The organism is Streptomyces sp. NPDC030893 (assembly GCF_055571535.1).
Map to the genome: position 1 here is coordinate 72,264 of NZ_JBVIFC010000003.1, position 18,986 is coordinate 91,249.

The following is an 18,986-nucleotide window of genomic DNA, read 5'->3' on the forward strand; positions in this document are numbered from 1 at the left end:
CTCGCGTGCCTTTCGTGGATATGCGATCCGCCGTGCCGTTCACCGGGCGCCGTCCGTGGTCACGGTGCGGCCGGCGTGCAGGGCCGCGGCCATGCGCATGCCTTCGGACCAGGCCACGGGGCCGACCTCGGCCAGCGGAAGACATCCGTGGCCGTCCTCGTCGCCCCAGGTGAGGTAGCCGGTCCACGCCCTTTCCTCGGTGTAGGGGTCGCTCATGCCGACCGAGGTGGTGACGATGCGCCCGGCTTCCCGGACCCGGTCGGTGACGCAACTCCCGGAGATCGTGTATCCGAGGGACGTGGCACGGGCGGAGAGATGGAACCACGACCGGTACTCCGCGCCGGAGAACTCCTTGACGAAGTCGGTCCTCCCGTCGAGGTCACCGGGTTTGTGCCAGGTGGCCCGGTCGAGCTGCTCCACCCCCTGGACCACATCCAACTCCGCCGCGAAAGCGCGCAGTTCCTCCAGGTCGGGCAGGAGCACCGGGTGGGGCAGGGTCACCGTGCGGGGGGTCAGGCGGACGGTCTCGCCGTCCAGGTTCACCACCCGCAGCGTGCCGGAGTCGTCGGCGTCGCGCAGGAAACCGACGTCGTCGGGGCCGTCGCCGGCCACCACGATGTCGCGCAGGGCCGCCTGCCATGCCTCGTCGGGCCAGACCCGGGCCAGCAGACCGGTCGGCACCGGCAGCGAGGACACCATCCACGTGGTGACCTGTGCCGCGCATTCGGCGGCGTGCCGGTCCAGCCACTCGGCGAACCGCTGGAGTTCGATCACCTCCGGGCGGTCCCGTATCTCCGCGGGCAGGTTTCCCTCCTGTTTCCGCTCCTGCCCGGGCGGGGACCCCGCCGACGCGGACCGGGCCACCACCCGGCCGTCCACCAGGGCGACTTCGTACGTGTCGCCCGCTGCCAGCCAACCCATGGGTACTTCGCCTCTCCACCAATCGGAAACCGGCACAGCGCATCCGGCGGCCTCGACCGGCCCGCCCTGCTGTGACGTTGATCGAAAGACTAGGGGCACCCACCGACAGTGAAGGTTGATCCGCCCGCCGCCCGCCGCCCGCCCGTACTGGACCGGGCGCGGCGCTCAGTCGGCGGCGTGGACCACCCGCAGGTGGGAGGCGGCGCGGCGGGCCCTTCGGTGCCGGGCGGGGGCGCGGCGGGTCTCCCGCAGGACGAGGGTCAGCCGGGTGCAGCCCATGTCCTGGAGGGTGCCGGTCGTCTCGACGACGACGCGGCACTCCGTGGCACCCCAGCGCGGGTCGGGGTGCAGCAGCGGACGTACGGCGCCGTCGGGTTCGGCGGCCCGTGCACCGACGGACCGCAGCCAGTGCGGCAGCCCGTGCCGGTAGGCGGCCTCCATGATGGGGTCCTGGGCGATGTCGCGGCGGATGGCCTGCAGTCCGTGGTCGTGACCGTGGCGCTCGACGGTGTCGGCGAAGTGGGCCAGCATCGGCAGGCACCAGCTCGACTCGTGGTCCCCGAGGACCGTGGCGGCGTCCGGGTGGAAGAGGACGAACCGGAGGAAGTTGTCGTCGGGCAGGGCCGTGGGATGCGGCTCCACGTCCTGGAAAAGTGTCCGGAAAGCACTGTTGGTGAGCAGCACGTCCCAGCGGTGGTCCATCACCAGGGAGGGGAACGGGGACGCCTCCAGCAGAGCGGCGTAGTCCCGCAGATAGGCCTGGGCCTCGGGGGTCCCGGTGCCGGGCCGCGGTGCCGGCCGCCGCCCTCCTGCCTGAAATGCCATCGGGAGGTCACCCCTCTTGCCTGTGCGGCCCTGACGCGGGCCCCGATCCTGGTGCCCGGACACACGGCATGTCAACTATCGTGGCATTTCACGGCGGTTGACGGCCGAAATTGGCCACAGTTGTGGCGAGACCTGGATGTGAGTTCGAACTACCGGCTAGTCTCCGTGAAGTTCACGGCAATCGCTCGTGAGAAGCCTGTGGGAGACGTAGGAGATCTTTCGGTGACGGGTGGCTTCGAGGGTCCGGGCACCGCGCCGACGGCCGCGCTGCCGGCCGTCGTCGCCCGCGTCACCGCACTCGTCGAGCGGCTCGACGCGGCGCACGCCGAGGTCTTCGACGTCGGCCGGCTGTCCGTCACCTCCGGTGTCCCGGAGCCCGTGGTCAAGGCGCTGCTGGGCGGCCGGGCGGCGGGCGAGCCCGATGTGCAGGCGAGGTTCGTACAGCGGCTGGACCTGCTGCGCCGCACCCGGCTGAAGCCGAACGGCCGCAAGTACACCCAGCAGGAGATCGCCGACGGCGCCGGCATGTCCCGCCAGCAGGCCGGAGCGCTGATCAACGGCGACCGGCGGCCCACCATGGAGCACTGCGACGCCATCCAGCGGTTCTTCCGGGTGCACGCCGGTTTCCTCACCGCCGAGGACTCCGAGGCGCTCACGAGCGCCCTCCAGCACACGGAACAGGAACTGCTCCAGCAGCTCGCGGACCGTGAGAGGGAGGCGGCGGCAGCGGCCGACGACCCGCTGGAGCGGCTGCTGCAGGACCACGGGGTGCGTGGGATCGCCTGGCGGGCCGCGCAGCTGCCCACCGACCAGCACCGCGACAAGGTCGCGGAGTGGCTGGACATGCTCCTGGAAAGCGTCCAGCGGCCCAAGTCGTGACCCCGGGGAGAACTGTGGGCATCGGTAGGGAAATGCGCCGCCTGTGCGGCGAGTTGGTCGCGGAGCTGACGCTTCCCGTCCCGGCGCGGCCCGCCGATCTGTACGCCGCCCTGTGCGAGGGGATGAGCCGGCGGAGGGGCCGGCCCGTGCTGTTCCGCACGGCGGTCTTCCCGCCGGGGACGGCGAGCGGGCTGTGGCTGGACATGACGCACCAGGATCTCGTGGTGGTCGAGGAACGCACCGCTCCCGACCACCAGTTGGTGATCCTGGGTCATGAGCTGTGGCACATGAAGGCGGGCCACTGCGGCCGTCATGTCGCGGGCGCGGAGGTCGCGACCCGGTTACTGGACGCGGTACCGGACGAGGACGCCTTGCGGGCGACCGTGCTGAGGGTCGCCGCCCGCACCCGTTTCGACCTCGCCGAGGAGAAGGAGGCCGAGGCGTTCGGCCTGCTGCTGGCCAGCAAGTGCCGCACGCTGCTCGCCGGTTCGGCGCTGCGCGGGCCGGTGCAGCGCGATCACCTGGCGGGCCGGATCGGGGCCTCGCTCGGGTACCTGGGTCCGCAGAGCTGAGCGGGCGCGCCCCGGCGCGCGAGCCCCGCCGGGCGGGCGAACGGGGCCGTGGGGCGGCCCGATTGTCAGTGGTGGGCGGCAAGCTGGGGGCACGCCCCCTCCGTGTGCGGGGGCGCGGCATTCGACGACCACGACACGGGGAGAGCCGAGCGATGCCCAGCGCCGTACCGACCGACCGCGAGCGCACCGCCGTCCAGGCCTATCTACGGCTGCTGCACACCGTGCGCGCCGCCTTCGACACGCAGACCGGCCCGCCGATCGTCCCGCCCTCCGTACTCGCCGAGGCGGAGACCGCACTGGCCCGAGCGGGCCTGACGGGCAACGAGCAACAGTTCTTCCGCATGCTCCACGACTGGCACCCCCGGCAGTAGACCGAGCCACCCCAGGGGCGCGGGGAACCGCACGACCAACCCCGACCCACACCCCCAGGGGCGCGGGGAACTGCGCGACCAGCCCCCACGCACCCGCAGCCGCCCGACCGCCCCCGGCGGCACCGCACCCCCGACTGCTCCGGCGAGGCCAACGGCCGTCAGGTGTGCGGTACCGCGATCGCCGTCGCGATGAAGCCGCCCTCCGCGCTCCAGCGGCCGCTGAAGTGGTCGATGCGGCGTCCCCCCACCCGCGGCCCGGGAACGAGGAGGGTGGCACGGAATCCGCCCCGGGACGACTCGCCGTCGTCGGCGAAGAGGTCGATGTCCGCTTCCATGAAGTCCAGCCACTTCCCGGTGAGCGGGAACCATGCCTTGTAGACCGACTCCTTGGCGCTGAACAGCAGCCGGTCCCAGTGCACGGCGGGCAGCCGCCCTGCCAGCGCGGCGATCCGCGCCGCCTCCTCGGGCAGTGCCACGGCCCGCAGGACGCCCTCGGGCAGCGGCCCGTGCAGTTCGGCGTCGATGCCCACGGACGCCAGGTCACCGGTGCGGACCAGGGCGGCGGCGCAGTACCCCAGGCAGTGGGTCATACTGCCGGCCAGTCCCTCCGGCCAGACCGGGGCGCCGCGCTCACCGGGCAGTACGGGCCGCGCCGGCACACCGAGCTTCTCCATCGCGCGGCGGGCGCAGGAGCGTACGGCGGTGAACTCCCGGCGGCGCTTGAGGACGGCCCGCTCGATCAGCGTCTCCTCCTCGGGGTACAGCGGGGCGTCGGCCCCCTCGTCGCCGTAGGCCTCCACCGTGACCACCGTGGGCGGCAGCAGTTCCCCGATCACCGTCCGCCGGCCTCTCCGGCGTCGGCGGCCTCTCCGGCGTCTGCGGCTTCCGCGGCTTCCGCGGCTTCCGCGGGCACGATCCGGCGCAACTGCCCCGGTGGCCGCTCCCGTTTGCGCCACTCGCGCGGATAGCCCACCGACACCTCCTCGAAGCGGATCCCGTCCTGCCAGGTGGTCCGGGGGATGTGCAGATGGCCGTAGACCATGGTGCGGACGGGGAATCTGCGGTGCCAGTCGCCGGTCAGTACGGTGCCGCACCACATCGCGAACTCGGGGTACCAGAGCACCTCCGTGGGATGACGGTGCAGCGGGTAGTGGTTGACGAGGACCAGCGGCAGGCCGTCCGGCACCTCGGCGAGCCGGCGCTCCGTCTCCGCGACCCGGGCCCGGCACCAGTCCTCACGGGTCGGGTACGGGTCGGGGTGCAGCAGACGCTCGTCGGTGCAGACGACCCCGGTGCCGTGCGCGTACTCCAGCCCTTCGGCCTTGGTGGCGCAGCCGGACGGCAGGAACGTGTAGTCGTACAGCAGGAAGAGGGGTGCGACGGCCACCGGGCCGCCGGGTCCGTCCCAGACCGGGTAGGGGTCCTCGGGCGTGACCACTCCGAGGTCGCGGCACTGTTCGACCAGGTGCTCGTAGCGGGCGACTCCGCGCAGGGTGACCGCGTCGCTCGGGTGGGTCCACAGCTCGTGGTTCCCGGGTGCCCAGACGACCTTGGCGAACCGGCCGGCGAGGGTCTTGAGGGCCCAGCGGATGTCCTCGACGGTCTCCGCCACGTCACCGGCGACCAGCAGCCAGTCCCGCTCCGACTCCGGCCGCATCTCCTCGACCAGGGCACGGTTCTCGGCGTAGCCGATGTGCAGGTCGCTGATGGCCCACAGTTGCCCGCCGCCGTGCGTCGCCGACATCACCCGTCGTCCCTTCAGCAGCCGTCACCGAACGTACCCACGAGATCACATCCGCGTCGCCGGAACAAGCAACACCCCGCTCGTGTGCGTGGTATCAGGACCAGCCGCCGAAGCCGTATGATCGCCCCGACACCACCGCCGTGAAACGCCCTTCGCACAGGGCGGTTTGGTGACCCTCCATACGTCTGCCCGGGCAACGGGCCGCTGAGCCCTGCCCGCGAACCGTGAAAGGCGGCCCGCATGGTCTCTCGCGTACGCGTCTGGCTCAACCGCACGTACGCGGAGAACGTGTTCTTCATGGATCAGCTGAGGCGAAATCCCGGCGACCGTGCCGTCGAGATCCATGCGACCCACGGCGACCCCGACTCGCCCGTGCTGGCCGCCGCCGACACCGCCGAACTGGAGCCCGAGGGGCTGTCCCCGGCGGCGTACGTCGAGTACGCGCTCACCCAGTGCGCGCGGCGTGGCATCGATGTCTTCGTCCCCCGGCTGCACCAGTCGGCGATCGTGGCGCACCGCGTCGAGTTCGAGGCGGTGGGCACGGCGCTGCTGGCGCCGCCGCCCGAGGCGGTGGCGGTGTTCCTGGACAAGGTGATCGCCTATGAGGCGGTCCAGGCGGTCGGCGTACCCGTGCCGCCGTGGTGGCGGGTGCGCGGCGCGGACGAACTCCTGGCGGCCGTCGAGGAGTTGGAGGGCGGCGGGCACCGGGCGTGTTTCAAGCCCGCGTCCGGCGCGGGCGGGGTGGGCTTCCGGGTGATCACCCGGGACCCGTTCTCGCTCGCGCAACTGAGCGGCTTCCCCAGCCCGTACGTGCCGCTCGGTCTGGTGCTGGAGGCTCTGCGGCGGGCCGAGGAGCCGGTGGACTGGCTGGTGATGCCGCGCCTGGAGCAGCCCGAGGTGTCGGTGGACTGCCTGACCGGGCCCGACAACCGGATCCGGCTGGCCGTGGGGCGCACCAAGAACGGACGGCGCCGGGGCTTCACGCTGCACGAGCAGTGGCTGGAGCCGGCCCGGCGGATCGCGGAAGGCTTCGGTCTGCACCACCTGTCGAACATCCAGTTCCGGATGTTCGGCGACCGGCCCGTGCTCATGGACGTCAACACCCGGCCGGCGGGCGGGCTGCATCACCTGTCCCTGTGCGGTGTGAACGCTCCGTGGGCGGCGGTGCGGCTGGCGCTCGGCGACGACCCGGGCGAGCTCACACCGCCGTTCCTGGGCCAGGACTACTCGGTGGTGTCCGGTCCGCGGCCGCTGCTGCCGGTGGCGCTGCCGCAGCAGCGGGGCGAGGTGACCTCGGCGGCGCTCGGTGCGGTACCGGCTCCGGTGGCGCCGCCCGTGGAGCCGAGGACGGCGACCGGGGCGCGCCCGTAGAAATTCTTCCGGGAAATTCCCGCCGGGGGTGTATCAGAGGCCGGGGTGCGTGCTCTTGATGGTGTCGGCGACTTGGGGAAGCCGCCGGGGGGAAGCACGGGGGAACGGGGGGCTCGGGTCGGTCGGCCGCTGTCACGGGGGGCGACCGGCCGACCCGAAGCTAAGCCAGGTAGGCGAGGCCGGGGTGGACCGCGGTGTAGCCGTCGACGAGACGGCGGGCGGTGTTCACGGAGTCGACGAGCGGATGCAGTGCGAAGGCCTTGACCGCCGTCGCGCGCGAACCCGACCGGGCGGTGGCCAGCACCTCGCGTTCCACGGCCTTGACGGCGCAGACCAGACCGGTGGCGTGACCCGGCAGCGGGTCGGCGGCCACCGGGTGCGCGCCGTTGGCGTCCACCAGGCAGGGCACCTCGATCACGGCCTCCGCGTCCAGCGGTGACAGGGTGCCGCGGTTGCGGACGTTGAGGATCAGGGTGGTGCGTTCGTCCCGGGCGATGGCCCGCATCAGGGCGAGGGCCACCTTCTCGTAGCCGCCGGAGAGATCGTCGGCCTCGCGTTCGCCCGCCCCCGCCGCCTCCCGGTTCTCGGCCATGTAGGTGGCCTCCCGTTCGGCGCGGGTGCGGTCCCACAGGTCCAGGGCGGAGACGCCCGGGTCGCGCGTCCCGGCGTAGAAACGGGCCTGCTGGTCGTGGAGGAACGCGCCCCGGGTCCGCTCGGCCCGCCGGTGGGCGTCCACGGCCTCGCGGTCGAAGTAGTAGTAGTGCAGGTACTCGTTGGGGACCGCCCCCAGGGACCGCAGCCAGTCCGCGCCGAAGAGCCTGCCCTCCTCGAAGGAGCCGAGCAGTGCCGGATCGGCGAGCAGCCGCGGGAGTTCGTCACGGCCGGCGATCCGCAGGCCGCGCACCCAGCCGAGGTGGTTGAGGCCCACGTAGTCGATCCACGCCTCCTTCGGGTCCGCGCCGAGCACCCGGGCGATACGGCGGCCGAGGCCGACCGGCGAGTCGCAGATGCCGATGACGCGGTCGCCGAGGTGCTGGGCCATGGCCTCGGTGACCAGGCCGGCCGGGTTGGTGAAGTTGATGACCCAGGCGTCGGGGGCGAGCCGGGCCACCCGGCGGGCGATGTCCACGGCGACGGGCACGGTGCGCAGACCGTAGGCGATGCCGCCCGCCCCGACGGTCTCCTGCCCGAGCACGCCCTCGGCGAGGGCGACCCGTTCGTCGTCCGCCCTGCCTTCCAGGCCGCCGACGCGGATCGCGGAGAACACGAAGTCGGCGCCGCGCAGCGCCTCGTCGAGGTCGGTGGTGGTGGTCACCCGGGGGGCGTCGGGCACCCCGTCGGCCTGCTCGGCCAAGACCCGGGCGATCGCGCGCAGCCGGCCGGAGTCCACGTCGTGCAGCACGACCCGGGTCACCCGCCCCTCGGCGTGATCCGCGAGCAGCGCCCCGTACACCAGCGGAACGCGGAACCCTCCGCCGCCCAGAATCGTCAGCCTCACATCCGCACCCTTCCCACCACGACGAACGTGGACGACCCTACTCGCGGCACGTGCGTGCGCGGCGCGGCCGCGCGGCCGCGCCGCGCACGCACCCGCCACCGGCGCCCGGGTCCGAGGTGCTGCGAAATCCCTCTCACCGGTGAGGACGTGACTCCCGGCCCCTCGTGATACTGGGACGGCCCCCGCCCCGAGGAGCCGCTCATGTTTCTCCGGTCCGCCCTCACGCCGGTCGTCAGCCGCTGGCGTCCGGCGAATCCGTACGCCCTCGACACGGCGCTCGCCGCGCTGGTGCTGTTCGCCGTCTCCCTGCAGTGGATGTTCCCCGACGAGGGTGACGACCCGCTGACCTGGCAGGGCTGGCTGCTCGGTGCCGCCACGGCCGTACCGCTGATCTGGCGGCGGCGGGCACCCTGCGCAGCGGCGTGTGTCGTGTCGGTCGCCACGCCGGCGCAGGCGCTCCACCACGCGCCCCCGCCGGACGTGATGTACGGCGGGATGGTCGTCCTGTACACGCTGGCCACCGTGGGCAAACCCTGGCAGCGCCGGATGATGCTCGCGGGGTGGGTGATCGGGGTCGTCGCGACCATGCAGCACCAGACGAACAAGGAACCCTTCGAGTACGCCTTTCATCTGATGGGTATCGTCTGCGCCTACGCCCTGGGCATGCTCACCCGCGTGCAGCGTGCCTACACGACGGAACTGGAGGACCGGGCCGGCCGGCTGGAGCGCGAGCGGGCCGCCGACACGGCACGGGCGCGGGCCGAGGAACGCTCCCGGATCGCCCGGGACATGCACGACATCCTGGCGCACGCGGTGAGCCTCATGGTGGTGCAGGCGGAGGCCGGACCGGTCGTGGTGCGCAAGGACCCGGAACGCGCGGAGGCCACGTTCGACACCATCGCGGCGACCGGACGGGACGCGATGGCGCAACTGCGGCGGATCCTCGGGGTGTTGAAGGAGGAGCGGGCGGACGCCGAGGTGGTGCGGCGGCTGCCGCAGCCGAGGGTGACGGCCCTGCCGGGACTGGTCCGCCAGGTCGAGGAGTCCACGGGGCTGCGCACCGAGCTGCGGACCAGGGGCGAGCCCTGCCCGCTGTCCTCGGACACCGAGGTCGCGGCCTACCGTGTGGTTCAGGAATCGCTCACCAACACGGTGAAGCACGCCCGCGCTTCCCGCGCGGTGGTCGAGCTGGACTGGGCGGAGGACGGGGTGACGCTCACGGTGACGGACGACGGACGGGGCCCGTCCGGGCCGGTCCGCGGACACGGGCTGATCGGCATCCGGGAGCGGGCCGCGGCCTGCGGCGGCAGCGCCGAGACCGGCGGCGGGCCGGACGGCGGATTCCGGGTCGTCGTACGGCTGCCCGCGGCCGCCGACCGCGAGGGGGCGCTCGGATGAGCATCCGGGTGGTCGTCGCCGACGACCAGGAGCTGGTCCGGGCCGGTTTCGGCATGATCCTCGACGCCCAGGACGACATCGAGGTGGTCGCCGAGGCCGGTGACGGCGAGGAGGCCGTCGCGGCGGTGCGCCGGCATGCGCCGGACGTGCTGCTGCTCGACATCCGCATGCCGGTGACGGACGGTCTGGAGGCGGCCCGCCGGGTGTGCGCGCAGTCCGCCTGCAAGGTGGTCATGCTGACCACGTTCGACCTGGACGAGTACGTGTACGAGGCGTTGTACGCGGGCGCCAGCGGCTTTCTGCTGAAGGACGTCCGCCGGGACGACCTGGTGCACGCGGTACGGGTGGTCGCGGCCGGTGACTCGCTGCTCGCCCCGGCCGTGACACGGCGGCTGGTGGCGGACATCGTACGCAGCCGCAGGGAACGCGCCGCCGAAACGGCGGCCCCCGCACGCCTGGACACCCTGACCGCTCGCGAGGTGGAGACCATGCGGCTGCTGGCCCGGGGGCTGTCCAACGCGGAGATCGCCACGATGCTGTTCGTCAGCGAGCACACCGTCAAGACGCATGTGAGCAACGTGCTGAGCAAGCTCGGTCTCAGGGACCGGGTGCAGGCGGTGATCTGCGCGTACGAGACGGGGCTGATCACGCCCGGCTCCCCCTGAGGAGTGAGTGCGGGGGCCGCCTCCCCCGTACGGGCGAGGCCCGCGAACCCCTCCCCCCGGCGATCCGGTGACCCACCTCCCGGCACGAGTCTGAGGCGTGTTGACGCACCATCACTCGCCGGGAGGGACCGTGCTTTCCTCACTCGTCCGGGCGGCCACACGCCGCCCCACGACCGTGATGCTCCTGTGGGGGCTCTTTCTGCTGCTGGGCTTCGGGCTGGGGACGGGAGTCTTCGCCCGGCTCTCCGACAACGTGCCCGAAGTGCCCGGAACCGAGTCCGAGTCGGCCGCCCGGTACCTGGACCGGGCGGACCCGGCGGGCGAGTCGATCACCGGTGTGGTCGCCGGCACCGCCGTCTCGGACCCGGAGCTGCGCGCCGATGTCGAGCGGACCGTGGCCGACGTGCGCAAGGTCGCCGGGGTCGCCGCCGTGCCCGACCCGTACACCACGCCCGGGCTGACGGCGGAGGACGGGCAGGCGCTGATCGTCCGGGTCACGCTGGAGGGCGGACTGGACGACGACGCCGAGGAGCGCACCCTCGACGCCGCCGCCGGCCTGATCCGGCAGATCGACGCACCCGACGTCCATGTGAGCGGTGGCCCCCTGCTGGGACTGCAGATGGGAGAGCGGGCCCAGGAGGACGTGAAGAACGCCGAGTTGATCTCGCTGCCGGTGGTACTGGCGCTGCTGCTCGTGGTGTTCGGCGGGCTGCGGTCGGCGCTGCTGCCGCTGATCGTCGCGGTCAGCGGCATCGCCGGGGCGTTCCTGGCGCTGTTCGCGTTCAGCGGGGTCACCGACATCTCGGTGTACGCGATCCAGGTGACGACCATGCTGGGGCTCGGACTCGCGGTGGATTACGCCCTGTTGATGCTGGTGCGCTTCCGTGAGGAGCGCCGGCGCACCGAGGACGTCGTCGAGGCGGTGCACCGTACGGTCGCCGCGGCCGGGCGGACGGTGCTGTTCTCCGGGCTCACGGTGGCCGTCAGCCTGACCGGGCTGCTGGTGTTCCCGAGCGTGTTCCTGCGCAGCATGGGCCTCGCGGTCGCCGCCGTGGTGGTCATCGACATGCTGGCGGCGCTCACCCTGCTGCCCGCGCTGCTGGCGCGGTTCGGCGGGCGGATCCCGCCGGCGAAGACGCCGAAGAGCGGCGTGGAGGGCCGGTTCTTCGCCCGTGTCGCCCGGTTCGCGGCCCGGCGCAAGGTCGCCGTACTGGCCGTGGTCGTCCCTGCGTTGCTGGTTCTGGCGCTGCCCGTGTCCGGGATGAGCATCGCCGTAGGGGACGCGCGGCAGCTGCCCGCGGACACCGAGGCGCGGCAGCTGCACGACACCGTCACCGGTCACTTCCCGCCGGGCACGGGCGTCTCGCCGGTCACCGTCGTGGTCGGGCCCGGCGCGGACGCCGCGACCGTTGACCGGATCCGGGAGCTGTCGCCGCGTGCCGAGACGCGTCAACTGCCGGACGGCGCCTCGGTGATCGAAATCCTGCCGCCCGGCGAGAGCGACGGCACGGCGGCGACCGAGCTGGTCGAGCGGGTACGGGAGGTGCGCGGCGACGAGCCGGTCGAGGTCACGGGCACCGCGGCCCGGCTGGTGGACTTCCGCGAGATGTTCGCGGAACGGGCGCCGTGGGCGGCCCTGACCGTCCTGGCCGGCATCCTCCTGCTGCTGTTCGCGTTCACCGGGTCGGTGCTGCTGCCGCTGCGCACCATCGCCACGACCCTGCTCAGTCTGGGCGCCGCGCTGGGGGTGGTGGTGTGGGTGTTCCAGGACGGCCACCTCGCGGGGCTGCTCGGCGCCGAGGGGCTGGGCGCGCTCAGCCTCACCGCGCCGCCGCTGATCGTCGCGATCGCGTTCGGGCTCGCCATGGACTACGAGCTGTTCATCCTGGCCCGGATGCGCGAGGCCCGGCAGCGCTCCGGCGACGACCGGGAGGCCGTGATCACCGGGCTGCGCCGCTCCGGACGGGTGGTCACCTGCGCGGCGCTGCTGCTGGCGGTGGTCTTCGCCGCCTTCATGACGGGCGGGTTCTCGCCCATTCTGCAGATCGGCCTCGGTCTCACCCTGGCCGTCCTCATCGACGCGACGGTCGTACGGATGCTGCTGGTGCCGGCCACCATGGCCGTCCTCGGGCGTCGCGCCTGGTGGGCGCCGGCGCCCCTGCGCCGGGCACACGACCGCTTCGGCCTGCGGGAGGAGCCCGAGGAGGAGGAGCCCCGGCCGCGGGTGCCGACGGGGGTGTGAGGAGCTGCCGCGGCCTTCGGGGCGCGGGGAACTCCGAGAGGACCACGACGCGCCCCTCGGACGGAGCGATGGGCACGACGCCCGGGGCATCCCGGCGTCGTGCCCCTCCGGCGTTCACGGCACCCCTTGCACCCCCTTTCGCGTCATTCGGGACCTGAACTCTCCCCGCCCGCAAGGACTTTCTCGGCTACACCTCTTGACGGCGCAGGGGCCGCAGAGCACATTGGCGTCACTCTGAGAGCGCTCTCACGCGGTGTTCCAGGCTCTCGAACGCACCCCCCGCACAGACCATCCGTACCGAGAGGGCATCCCCACATGAGTGTCACCTCCGGCATACCCCGCACGCTCCGCAGACCCCGTCCGATACGGCGGGCTCTGGTCGCCGTCGTCGGCACGCTCGCTCTCGCGGCGGGCGCGGCGACCGTCTCGGGTCCGTCCGCGAGCGCCTCCGTACCGCCTCCGCCGTCGGGCTGGACCCAGGTCTTCGCCGACGACTTCGACGGTCCCGCGGGCAGCGGTGTCAACACCGCCCATTGGCGGTACTCCACCGGCACGGGTTACCCGGGCGGCCCCGCCAACTGGGGCACCGGCGAGATCGAGACGATGACGTCCAGCAGGGAGAACGTCTCCCTCGACGGCAACGGCAACCTGCGCATCACCCCGCGGCGTGACGCGTCCGGCAACTGGACGTCGGGCCGCATCGAGACCAACCGCACCGACTTCCAGCCCCCGGCCGGCGGCAAGCTGCGCGTCGAGGGCCGTATCCAGTCGCCGAACGTGACGGGCCCCGCCGCCAAGGGCTACTGGCCCGCGTTCTGGATGCTGGGCGCCCCCTACCGGGGCAACTACTGGAACTGGCCGGCCGTCGGTGAGCTGGACATCATGGAGAACACCCAGGGCAACAACACGGTGTTCGCCACGATGCACTGCGGCACCGCACCGGGCGGCCCGTGCAACGAGCACAGCGGCATCGGCGGTTCGACCACCTGCCAGGGCACGACCTGTCAGGCGGGCTTCCACACCTACCGGATGGAGTGGGACCGCTCGACGAGCGTGGAGGAGATCCGCTTCTCCCTCGACGGGAACAACTTCCACACCGTGCGCGAGAACCAGGTCGACGCGACGACCTGGGCGAACGCCACGAACCACGGCTACTTCATCATCCTCAACGTGGCGATGGGCGGCGGCTTCCCCGACGCCTTCGGCGGCGGGCCGGACGCGGGCACCCAGCCCGGCCACCCGATGCTCGTCGACTACGTGCAGGTGCTGACCTCCGGGGGCGGCGGCGACCCGGGCGGTCCCGGTGAGCCCGGCAGCCGTGATGCCTACGGCACCATCCAGGCCGAGTCCTACGACGGCCAGTCCGGCACGATGAGGGAGTCGACCTCGGACTCCGGCGGCGGCCAGAACGTGGGCGCGCTGGCCAACGGGGACTGGCTGCAGTTCAAGGGCGTGCGGTTCGGCTCGAACCCGGCCCGGCAGTTCTCCGCTCGGGTGGCGAGCGGTGCGGGTGCGGGCATCAGCGGGCTGGTCGAGGTGCGCCTGGACAGCCGGAGCAACGCGCCCATCGGCAGCTTCGCGGTGGGCAACACGGGCGGCTGGCAGTCGTGGCGGACGATCCCGGCGAACATCGGCAACGTGACGGGCACGCACGACGTCTACCTGACCTTCACCAGCGGTCAGCCGTCGGACTTCGTGAACGTCAACTGGTTCACCTTCGGCCACTGATTCCACCCCCCACACCGGCCCCCGGGCCGCAAATGAGGGCTCCACGCGCCTGTGGAGCCCTCTTTCGCGTGCCTGTCCGACGTGAGCACCCCACCCGCAAAAGTCACACTTCCAGGGGCCCGCCTCTCCGGACGGCGCCCCGGGCGCGACCCGGGCCGGCCCCGAACGGACCAACGCTCACCCGTCGGGGCGTACCGGTCCGCGAGCCGTTCCGCCGCGGTCCGTGCGGGCCCGCGTCGCGCGTCGCCGCCGGGGAATCACCCGCCGTCGCGCGCGGTTGACGTCACCGCGAGGAAGAAGGCGATCACCGTGAGTGAAGCGACCGCGAGCCCGGAGCACTCCGGGTCCCGCCGGCCCTCTCCACGGAGGGTCCCCCTACGGGGTGAGGGACCCCGTGGACCGGGACACCCTGTAGGTGGAGAGCAGGCCCGGCCGCCGTGGGGCGGACCGGGGTCTCGTACGGCGAGGGAGTTGACGCGCAATGACCGACGGGACGACCGAGCCGGGAACCGACGTCCCCGGCGGCACGACCGGAACGGCGGTGGAGGACCCGGCGACCGCGGCGGCAGCGGCCGGGGCGCAGCCCGCGCGGGACGGGGCAGAGGACGGGACACAGGACGGGGCCCAGGACGGGGCCCAGGACCCGGGGGAGGTCCTCACGGCCCTCCCCGCTCCCCCGGCCGGCTGGCCGAATCCGCTGCGCGACCCGCGGGACCGGCGGCTGCCCCGGATCGCGGGCCCGTCCGGTCTGGTCATCTTCGGGGTGACCGGCGACCTGTCCCGCAGGAAACTGATGCCGGCCGTGTACGACCTCGCCAACCGGGGTCTGCTGCCCCCGGGCTTCTCGCTGGTCGGGTTCGCCCGCCGGGACTGGGAGAACCAGGACTTCGCCGAGGTGGTGCACAACGCGGTCAAGGAGCACGCGCGGACCCCGTTCCGCGAGGAGGTGTGGCAGCAGCTCTCCGAGGGCATGCGGTTCGTGCCCGGCGACTTCGACGACGACCAGGCGTTCGAACAGCTGCGCAAGGCGGTCGACGAGCTGGACGCCTCCCGGGGCACCAGCGGCAACTACGCCTTCTACCTCTCCGTACCGCCCCGGTTCTTCCCGAAGGTGGTGCAGCAGCTGAAGGAGCACGGGCTGGCCGACGCGCCCGAGGGTTCCTGGCGGCGCGCGGTGATCGAGAAGCCGTTCGGCCACGACCTGAGGTCCGCGGAGGAGCTGAACGGCATCGTGCACGAGGTGTTCGACCCGGAGCAGGTCTTCCGGATCGACCACTACCTGGGCAAGGAGACCGTCCAGAACATCCTGGCGCTGCGTTTCGCCAACCAGATGTTCGAACCGATCTGGAACCGGTCCTTCGTCGATCATGTGCAGATCACCATGGCCGAGGACATCGGCATCGGCGGCCGTGCGGGCTACTACGACGGTATCGGCGCCGCCCGGGACGTCATCCAGAACCATCTGCTCCAGCTGATGGCGCTCACGGCCATGGAGGAGCCGGCCTCCTTCGACGCGGCCTCGCTGCTGACGGAGAAGCTGAAGGTGTTCCGGGCCGTGCGGCTCCCGGACGACCTCGGCCTGCACACGGTGCGCGGACAGTACGCGGGTGCCTGGCAGGGCGGTGCGAAGGTGCGCGGCTACCTGGAGGAGGAGGGCATCGACCAGGGCTCCACCACCGACACCTACGCCGCGATCAAACTGGGTGTGAACAACCGCCGCTGGGCCGGCGTGCCCTTCTACCTGCGCACCGGCAAGCGGCTCGGCCGCCGGGTGACCGAGATCGCGGTGGTGTTCCAGCGGGCGCCGCACTCCCCCTTCGACTCCACCGCCACCGAGGAACTGGGGCAGAACGCCATCGTGATCCGGGTCCAGCCGGACGAGGGCATGACCGTCCGGTTCGGCTCCAAGGTGCCGGGGACCTCGATGGAGCTGCGGGACGTGACCATGGACTTCGCGTACGGCGAGTCGTTCACGGAGTCCAGCCCGGAGGCGTACGAGCGGCTCATCCTGGACGTCCTGCTGGGGGACGCCAACCTCTTCCCCCGCCACCAGGAGGTGGAGGAGTCCTGGAAGATCCTCGACCCGGTCGAGGAGTACTGGGCGTCGCACGGCAGGCCGGCGCAGTACACATCGGGCAGCTGGGGACCCGCGGAGGCCGACGAGATGCTCGCACGAGACGGACGGAGCTGGCGCAGGCCATGAAGATCGACCTGACCGACACCACGGCAAGCAAGGTCAACAAGGCGCTGGTGCAGGGCCGCCGCGCCATCGGCACACCCGCCGTGGGCATGGTCCTGACGATGGTGATCGTCACGGACGAGGAGAACGCCTACGACGCGATCAAGGCGGCGGAGGAGGCCTCGCACGAGCATCCCGCGCGCACCCTGGTCGTCATCAAACGGCACGCCCGCAACCCGCGTGAGCGCACCCGGCCGCGGCTGGACGCCGAGGTACGGGTCGGCTCCGAGGCCGGCACCGGGGAGACGGTGGTGCTGCGGACCTACGGCGAGGTGTCCGACCACGCCGACTCGGTGGTGCTGCCGCTGCTGCTGCCGGACGCGCCGGTGGTGGTGTGGTGGCCGGCCGACGCGCCCGAGAACCCCGCGCGGGACCCGCTGGGCGCGCTGGGCCAGCGCAGGATCACCGACCTGTACGCCGCCGGGAACCCCATGGAGGTGCTCCGGACCCGGCGGCGCACCTACGCGCCCGGTGACACCGACCTCGCCTGGACCAGGCTGACGCTGTGGCGGTCCATGCTGGCGGCCGCCCTGGACCAGGCGCAGGCGACCGTGACGTCGGCGGCCGTGGAGGCCGAGGCCGACAATCCGGCCGCCGAGCTGCTGGCGCGCTGGCTGGAGGCACGGCTGCGGGTCACCGTCGACCGGGTGGTGACCGCGGGGCCGGTCGTCACAGCGGTCCGGCTGCGCACCGAGGACGGGGAGGTCGTCATCGACCGTCCCGAGGGACCGCTGGCCACCCTGACCCTGCCCGGGCAGCCCGCGCGCCGGCTGGCCCTGAAGGTCCGTCCCACCTCCGAACTCATCGCCGAGGAGCTCAGGCGCCTCGACGCGGACGAGATGTACGCCGTCGCCCTGCGCGGCGAGGCCACCGAGGAGGCGCCCGCTCATGTCTGACGTCCCCGAGCCGACCCGGCGCCCCGAGTGGGCCGCCCTGGCCGACCACCGCGCGGACGCCCTGCCGCAGCCGGACCTGCGCGCGCTGTTCGCCGAGGACCCGTCCCGCGCGGAACGGTACGTCGTACGGGTGGGAGACCTGCGCATCGACTACTCCAAGCACCTGGTCGACGACGAGGCCCTGGCCCTGCTGCAGGAACTGGCCGTGGCCGCCGATGTGTCCGGACTGCGGGACGCCATGTTCCGCGGTGAGCGGATCAACGTCACCGAGGACCGCGCCGTGCTGCACACCGCGCTCCGTGCCCCGCGGGACGCCGTGATCGAGGTCGACGGGGAGAACGTCGTCCCCGCCGTGCACGACGTGCTCGACCGGATGGCCGACTTCGCCGGCCGGGTCCGCTCCGGTGAGTGGACCGGTCACACCGGCAGGCGCATCCGCACCGTCGTCAACATCGGCATCGGCGGCTCCGACCTCGGCCCCGCCATGGCCTACGAGGCGCTGCGCGCGTACACGGACCGCGACCTCGCCTTCCGGTTCGTGTCCAACATCGACGGCGCCGACCTGCACGAGGCGACCCGGGACCTGGACCCGGCCGAGACGCTGTTCATCGTCGCGTCCAAGACCTTCACCACCGTCGAGACCATCACCAACGCCCGCTCGGCCCGGACCTGGCTGCTCGGCGCCCTGAAGGACGAGGCCGCCGTCGCCAGGCACTTCGTCGCCGTGTCGACGAACGCGGAGAAGGTCGCGGAGTTCGGCATCGACACGGCGAACATGTTCGAGTTCTGGGACTGGGTCGGCGGACGCTACTCCTACGACTCGGCGATCGGGCTGTCCCTAATGATCGCCATCGGCCCGGACCGCTTCCGGGAGATGCTCGACGGGTTCCGCATCGTCGACGAGCACTTCCTCAACGCGCCGGCCGAGGCCAACGCTCCGCTGATCATGGGGCTGTTGGGGATCTGGTACAACAACTTCCTCGATGCCGAGTCGCACGCGGTGCTGCCGTACTCGCACTACCTGTCGAAGTTCACCGCCTACCTCCAGCAGCTCGACATGGAGTCCAACGGCAAGTCGACCGACCGCCGGGGCCGCCCCGTCACCTGGCAGACCGGACCGGTGGTGTGGGGCACCCCGGGCACCAACGGGCAGCATGCCTACTACCAGTTGATCCACCAGGGGACGAAGCTGGTCCCGGCCGACCTGATCGGCTTCGTCCGCCCGGTCGCCGAGCTGAGCGACGAACTCAAGGCGCAGCACGACCTGCTGATGGCCAACCTGTTCGCGCAGGGACAGGCGCTGGCCTTCGGCAGGACCGCCGAGGAGGTACGGGCGGACGGCGTGCCCGAGGAGCAGGTGCCGCACCGCACCTTCAGGGGCAACCGTCCCACCACCACGATCCTGGCCACCGAACTGACCCCGTCGGTGCTCGGCCAGCTCATCGCCCTGTACGAGCACAAGGTGTTCGTGCAGGGCGCGATCTGGGACATCGACTCCTTCGACCAGTGGGGCGTCGAACTCGGCAAGGTCCTCGCCAAGCGGGTCGAGCCCGCCCTCACCACAGGAGCCGACGTCCCCGGCCTCGATCCGTCCACGGCCGCGCTGGTGGCCGCCTACCGCGAACGCAGGAAGTGAA

The 18,986-nt window shown here is 72.2% G+C and carries 16 protein-coding genes; 11 read left to right on the plus strand and 5 right to left on the minus strand.

The genetic code is table 11. From position 1 onward, the window contains the following. Positions 1-39 precede the first annotated feature (39 nt). Both ACZ434_RS08065 and ACZ434_RS08070 read right to left on the minus strand, forming a co-directional pair. A complete protein-coding gene (locus ACZ434_RS08065; protein ID WP_468453056.1) occupies positions 40-921 on the minus strand; it encodes a DUF4132 domain-containing protein in 882 nt (293 codons plus the stop codon). 165 nt (positions 922-1,086) lie between these two features. Further along, positions 1,087-1,746: an MmyB family transcriptional regulator gene (locus tag ACZ434_RS08070; RefSeq protein ID WP_468453058.1), complete on the minus strand. Its 660-nt coding sequence runs from the start codon at positions 1,744-1,746 to the stop codon at positions 1,087-1,089. 222 nt (positions 1,747-1,968) lie between these two features. Here ACZ434_RS08070 and ACZ434_RS08075 point away from each other — a divergent pair, with 222 nt between their 5' ends. The 3 genes from ACZ434_RS08075 to ACZ434_RS08085 all read left to right on the plus strand — a co-directional run bounded on the left by ACZ434_RS08075 (position 1,969) and on the right by ACZ434_RS08085 (position 3,568). Further along, the gene (locus ACZ434_RS08075) at positions 1,969-2,625 is read left to right on the plus strand and encodes a helix-turn-helix domain-containing protein (RefSeq protein WP_468453060.1); all 657 of its coding nucleotides are present in this window, start codon (positions 1,969-1,971) and stop codon (positions 2,623-2,625) included. 32 nt (positions 2,626-2,657) lie between these two features. After that, positions 2,658-3,197 carry a toxin-antitoxin system, toxin component gene (locus tag ACZ434_RS08080; RefSeq protein ID WP_468453676.1) on the plus strand — a complete coding sequence of 180 codons (540 nt, stop codon included), beginning with the start codon at positions 2,658-2,660 and terminating at the stop codon, positions 3,195-3,197. A gap of 152 nt (positions 3,198-3,349) precedes the next feature. Further along, positions 3,350-3,568, plus strand: coding sequence for a hypothetical protein (locus ACZ434_RS08085; protein WP_468453062.1), 219 nt, complete (start codon positions 3,350-3,352; stop codon positions 3,566-3,568). Between the two features lie 158 nt (positions 3,569-3,726). On the opposite strand, the gene ACZ434_RS08090 is transcribed toward ACZ434_RS08085, so the two are convergent. Then, positions 3,727-4,404 carry a 4'-phosphopantetheinyl transferase family protein gene (locus ACZ434_RS08090; RefSeq protein WP_468453064.1) on the minus strand — a complete coding sequence of 226 codons (678 nt, stop codon included), beginning with the start codon at positions 4,402-4,404 and terminating at the stop codon, positions 3,727-3,729. Further along, positions 4,401-5,312 carry a metallophosphoesterase family protein gene (locus ACZ434_RS08095; protein ID WP_468453066.1) on the minus strand — a complete coding sequence of 304 codons (912 nt, stop codon included), beginning with the start codon at positions 5,310-5,312 and terminating at the stop codon, positions 4,401-4,403. Before ACZ434_RS08095 ends, ACZ434_RS08090 begins: the two co-directional genes overlap by 4 nt. 240 nt (positions 5,313-5,552) lie before the next feature. Here ACZ434_RS08095 and ACZ434_RS08100 point away from each other — a divergent pair, with 240 nt between their 5' ends. Next, entirely contained in the window at positions 5,553-6,683 is a 1,131-nt protein-coding gene (locus ACZ434_RS08100; RefSeq protein WP_468453068.1) for an ATP-grasp domain-containing protein, read from the plus strand. 160 nt (positions 6,684-6,843) lie between these two features. On the opposite strand, the gene ACZ434_RS08105 is transcribed toward ACZ434_RS08100, so the two are convergent. After that, a complete protein-coding gene (locus tag ACZ434_RS08105; RefSeq protein WP_468453070.1) occupies positions 6,844-8,181 on the minus strand; it encodes a 6-phospho-beta-glucosidase in 1,338 nt (445 codons plus the stop codon). A 201-nt stretch (positions 8,182-8,382) separates the two neighbouring features. On the opposite strand from ACZ434_RS08105, the gene ACZ434_RS08110 reads away from it, so the two are divergent. From ACZ434_RS08110 to pgi, 7 genes are all read left to right on the plus strand, one after another. Further along, positions 8,383-9,579, plus strand: coding sequence for a sensor histidine kinase (locus tag ACZ434_RS08110; protein ID WP_468453072.1), 1,197 nt, complete (start codon positions 8,383-8,385; stop codon positions 9,577-9,579). Continuing rightward, positions 9,576-10,244, plus strand: coding sequence for a response regulator (locus ACZ434_RS08115; protein ID WP_468453074.1), 669 nt, complete (start codon positions 9,576-9,578; stop codon positions 10,242-10,244). The genes ACZ434_RS08110 and ACZ434_RS08115 overlap by 4 nt, the downstream gene beginning before the upstream one ends. Before the next feature lie 130 nt (positions 10,245-10,374). Beyond that, positions 10,375-12,486 (plus strand): MMPL family transporter, encoded by a 2,112-nt coding sequence (locus ACZ434_RS08120; protein WP_468453076.1) that lies wholly within the window; start codon positions 10,375-10,377, stop codon positions 12,484-12,486. A 315-nt stretch (positions 12,487-12,801) separates the two neighbouring features. Continuing rightward, complete coding sequence (locus ACZ434_RS08125; protein WP_468453078.1) at positions 12,802-14,214, plus strand: glycoside hydrolase family 16 protein; 1,413 nt, start codon at positions 12,802-12,804, stop codon at positions 14,212-14,214. Positions 14,215-14,695: 481 nt separating this feature from the next. Next, positions 14,696-16,417 (plus strand): glucose-6-phosphate dehydrogenase, encoded by a 1,722-nt coding sequence (gene zwf / locus ACZ434_RS08130; RefSeq protein WP_468453080.1) that lies wholly within the window; start codon positions 14,696-14,698, stop codon positions 16,415-16,417. Then, positions 16,414-17,349, plus strand: coding sequence for a glucose-6-phosphate dehydrogenase assembly protein OpcA (opcA, locus tag ACZ434_RS08135; protein ID WP_468453082.1), 936 nt, complete (start codon positions 16,414-16,416; stop codon positions 17,347-17,349). Before zwf ends, opcA begins: the two co-directional genes overlap by 4 nt. Beyond that, positions 17,342-18,985: a glucose-6-phosphate isomerase gene (gene pgi, locus ACZ434_RS08140; protein WP_468453084.1), complete on the plus strand. Its 1,644-nt coding sequence runs from the start codon at positions 17,342-17,344 to the stop codon at positions 18,983-18,985. The genes opcA and pgi overlap by 8 nt, the downstream gene beginning before the upstream one ends. The last annotated feature ends 1 nt before the right edge of the window (position 18,986 follow it).

Excerpts from the sequence above, each read along its gene's own strand:
- opcA (WP_468453082.1), top strand. The coding sequence starts at position 16,414 with ATGAAGATCGACCTGACCGACACCACGGCAAGCAAGGTCAACAAGGCG.
- ACZ434_RS08110 (WP_468453072.1), top strand. The coding sequence starts at position 8,383 with ATGTTTCTCCGGTCCGCCCTCACGCCGGTCGTCAGCCGCTGGCGTCCG.
- pgi (WP_468453084.1), top strand. The coding sequence starts at position 17,342 with ATGTCTGACGTCCCCGAGCCGACCCGGCGCCCCGAGTGGGCCGCCCTG.
- ACZ434_RS08080 (WP_468453676.1), top strand. The coding sequence starts at position 2,658 with ATGCGCCGCCTGTGCGGCGAGTTGGTCGCGGAGCTGACGCTTCCCGTC.
- zwf (WP_468453080.1), top strand. The coding sequence starts at position 14,696 with ATGACCGACGGGACGACCGAGCCGGGAACCGACGTCCCCGGCGGCACG.
- ACZ434_RS08065 (WP_468453056.1), bottom strand. The coding sequence starts at position 921 with ATGGGTTGGCTGGCAGCGGGCGACACGTACGAAGTCGCCCTGGTGGAC.
- ACZ434_RS08100 (WP_468453068.1), top strand. The coding sequence starts at position 5,553 with ATGGTCTCTCGCGTACGCGTCTGGCTCAACCGCACGTACGCGGAGAAC.
- ACZ434_RS08070 (WP_468453058.1), bottom strand. The coding sequence starts at position 1,746 with ATGGCATTTCAGGCAGGAGGGCGGCGGCCGGCACCGCGGCCCGGCACC.
- ACZ434_RS08125 (WP_468453078.1), top strand. The coding sequence starts at position 12,802 with ATGAGTGTCACCTCCGGCATACCCCGCACGCTCCGCAGACCCCGTCCG.
- ACZ434_RS08085 (WP_468453062.1), top strand. The coding sequence starts at position 3,350 with ATGCCCAGCGCCGTACCGACCGACCGCGAGCGCACCGCCGTCCAGGCC.
- ACZ434_RS08095 (WP_468453066.1), bottom strand. The coding sequence starts at position 5,312 with ATGTCGGCGACGCACGGCGGCGGGCAACTGTGGGCCATCAGCGACCTG.
- ACZ434_RS08115 (WP_468453074.1), top strand. The coding sequence starts at position 9,576 with ATGAGCATCCGGGTGGTCGTCGCCGACGACCAGGAGCTGGTCCGGGCC.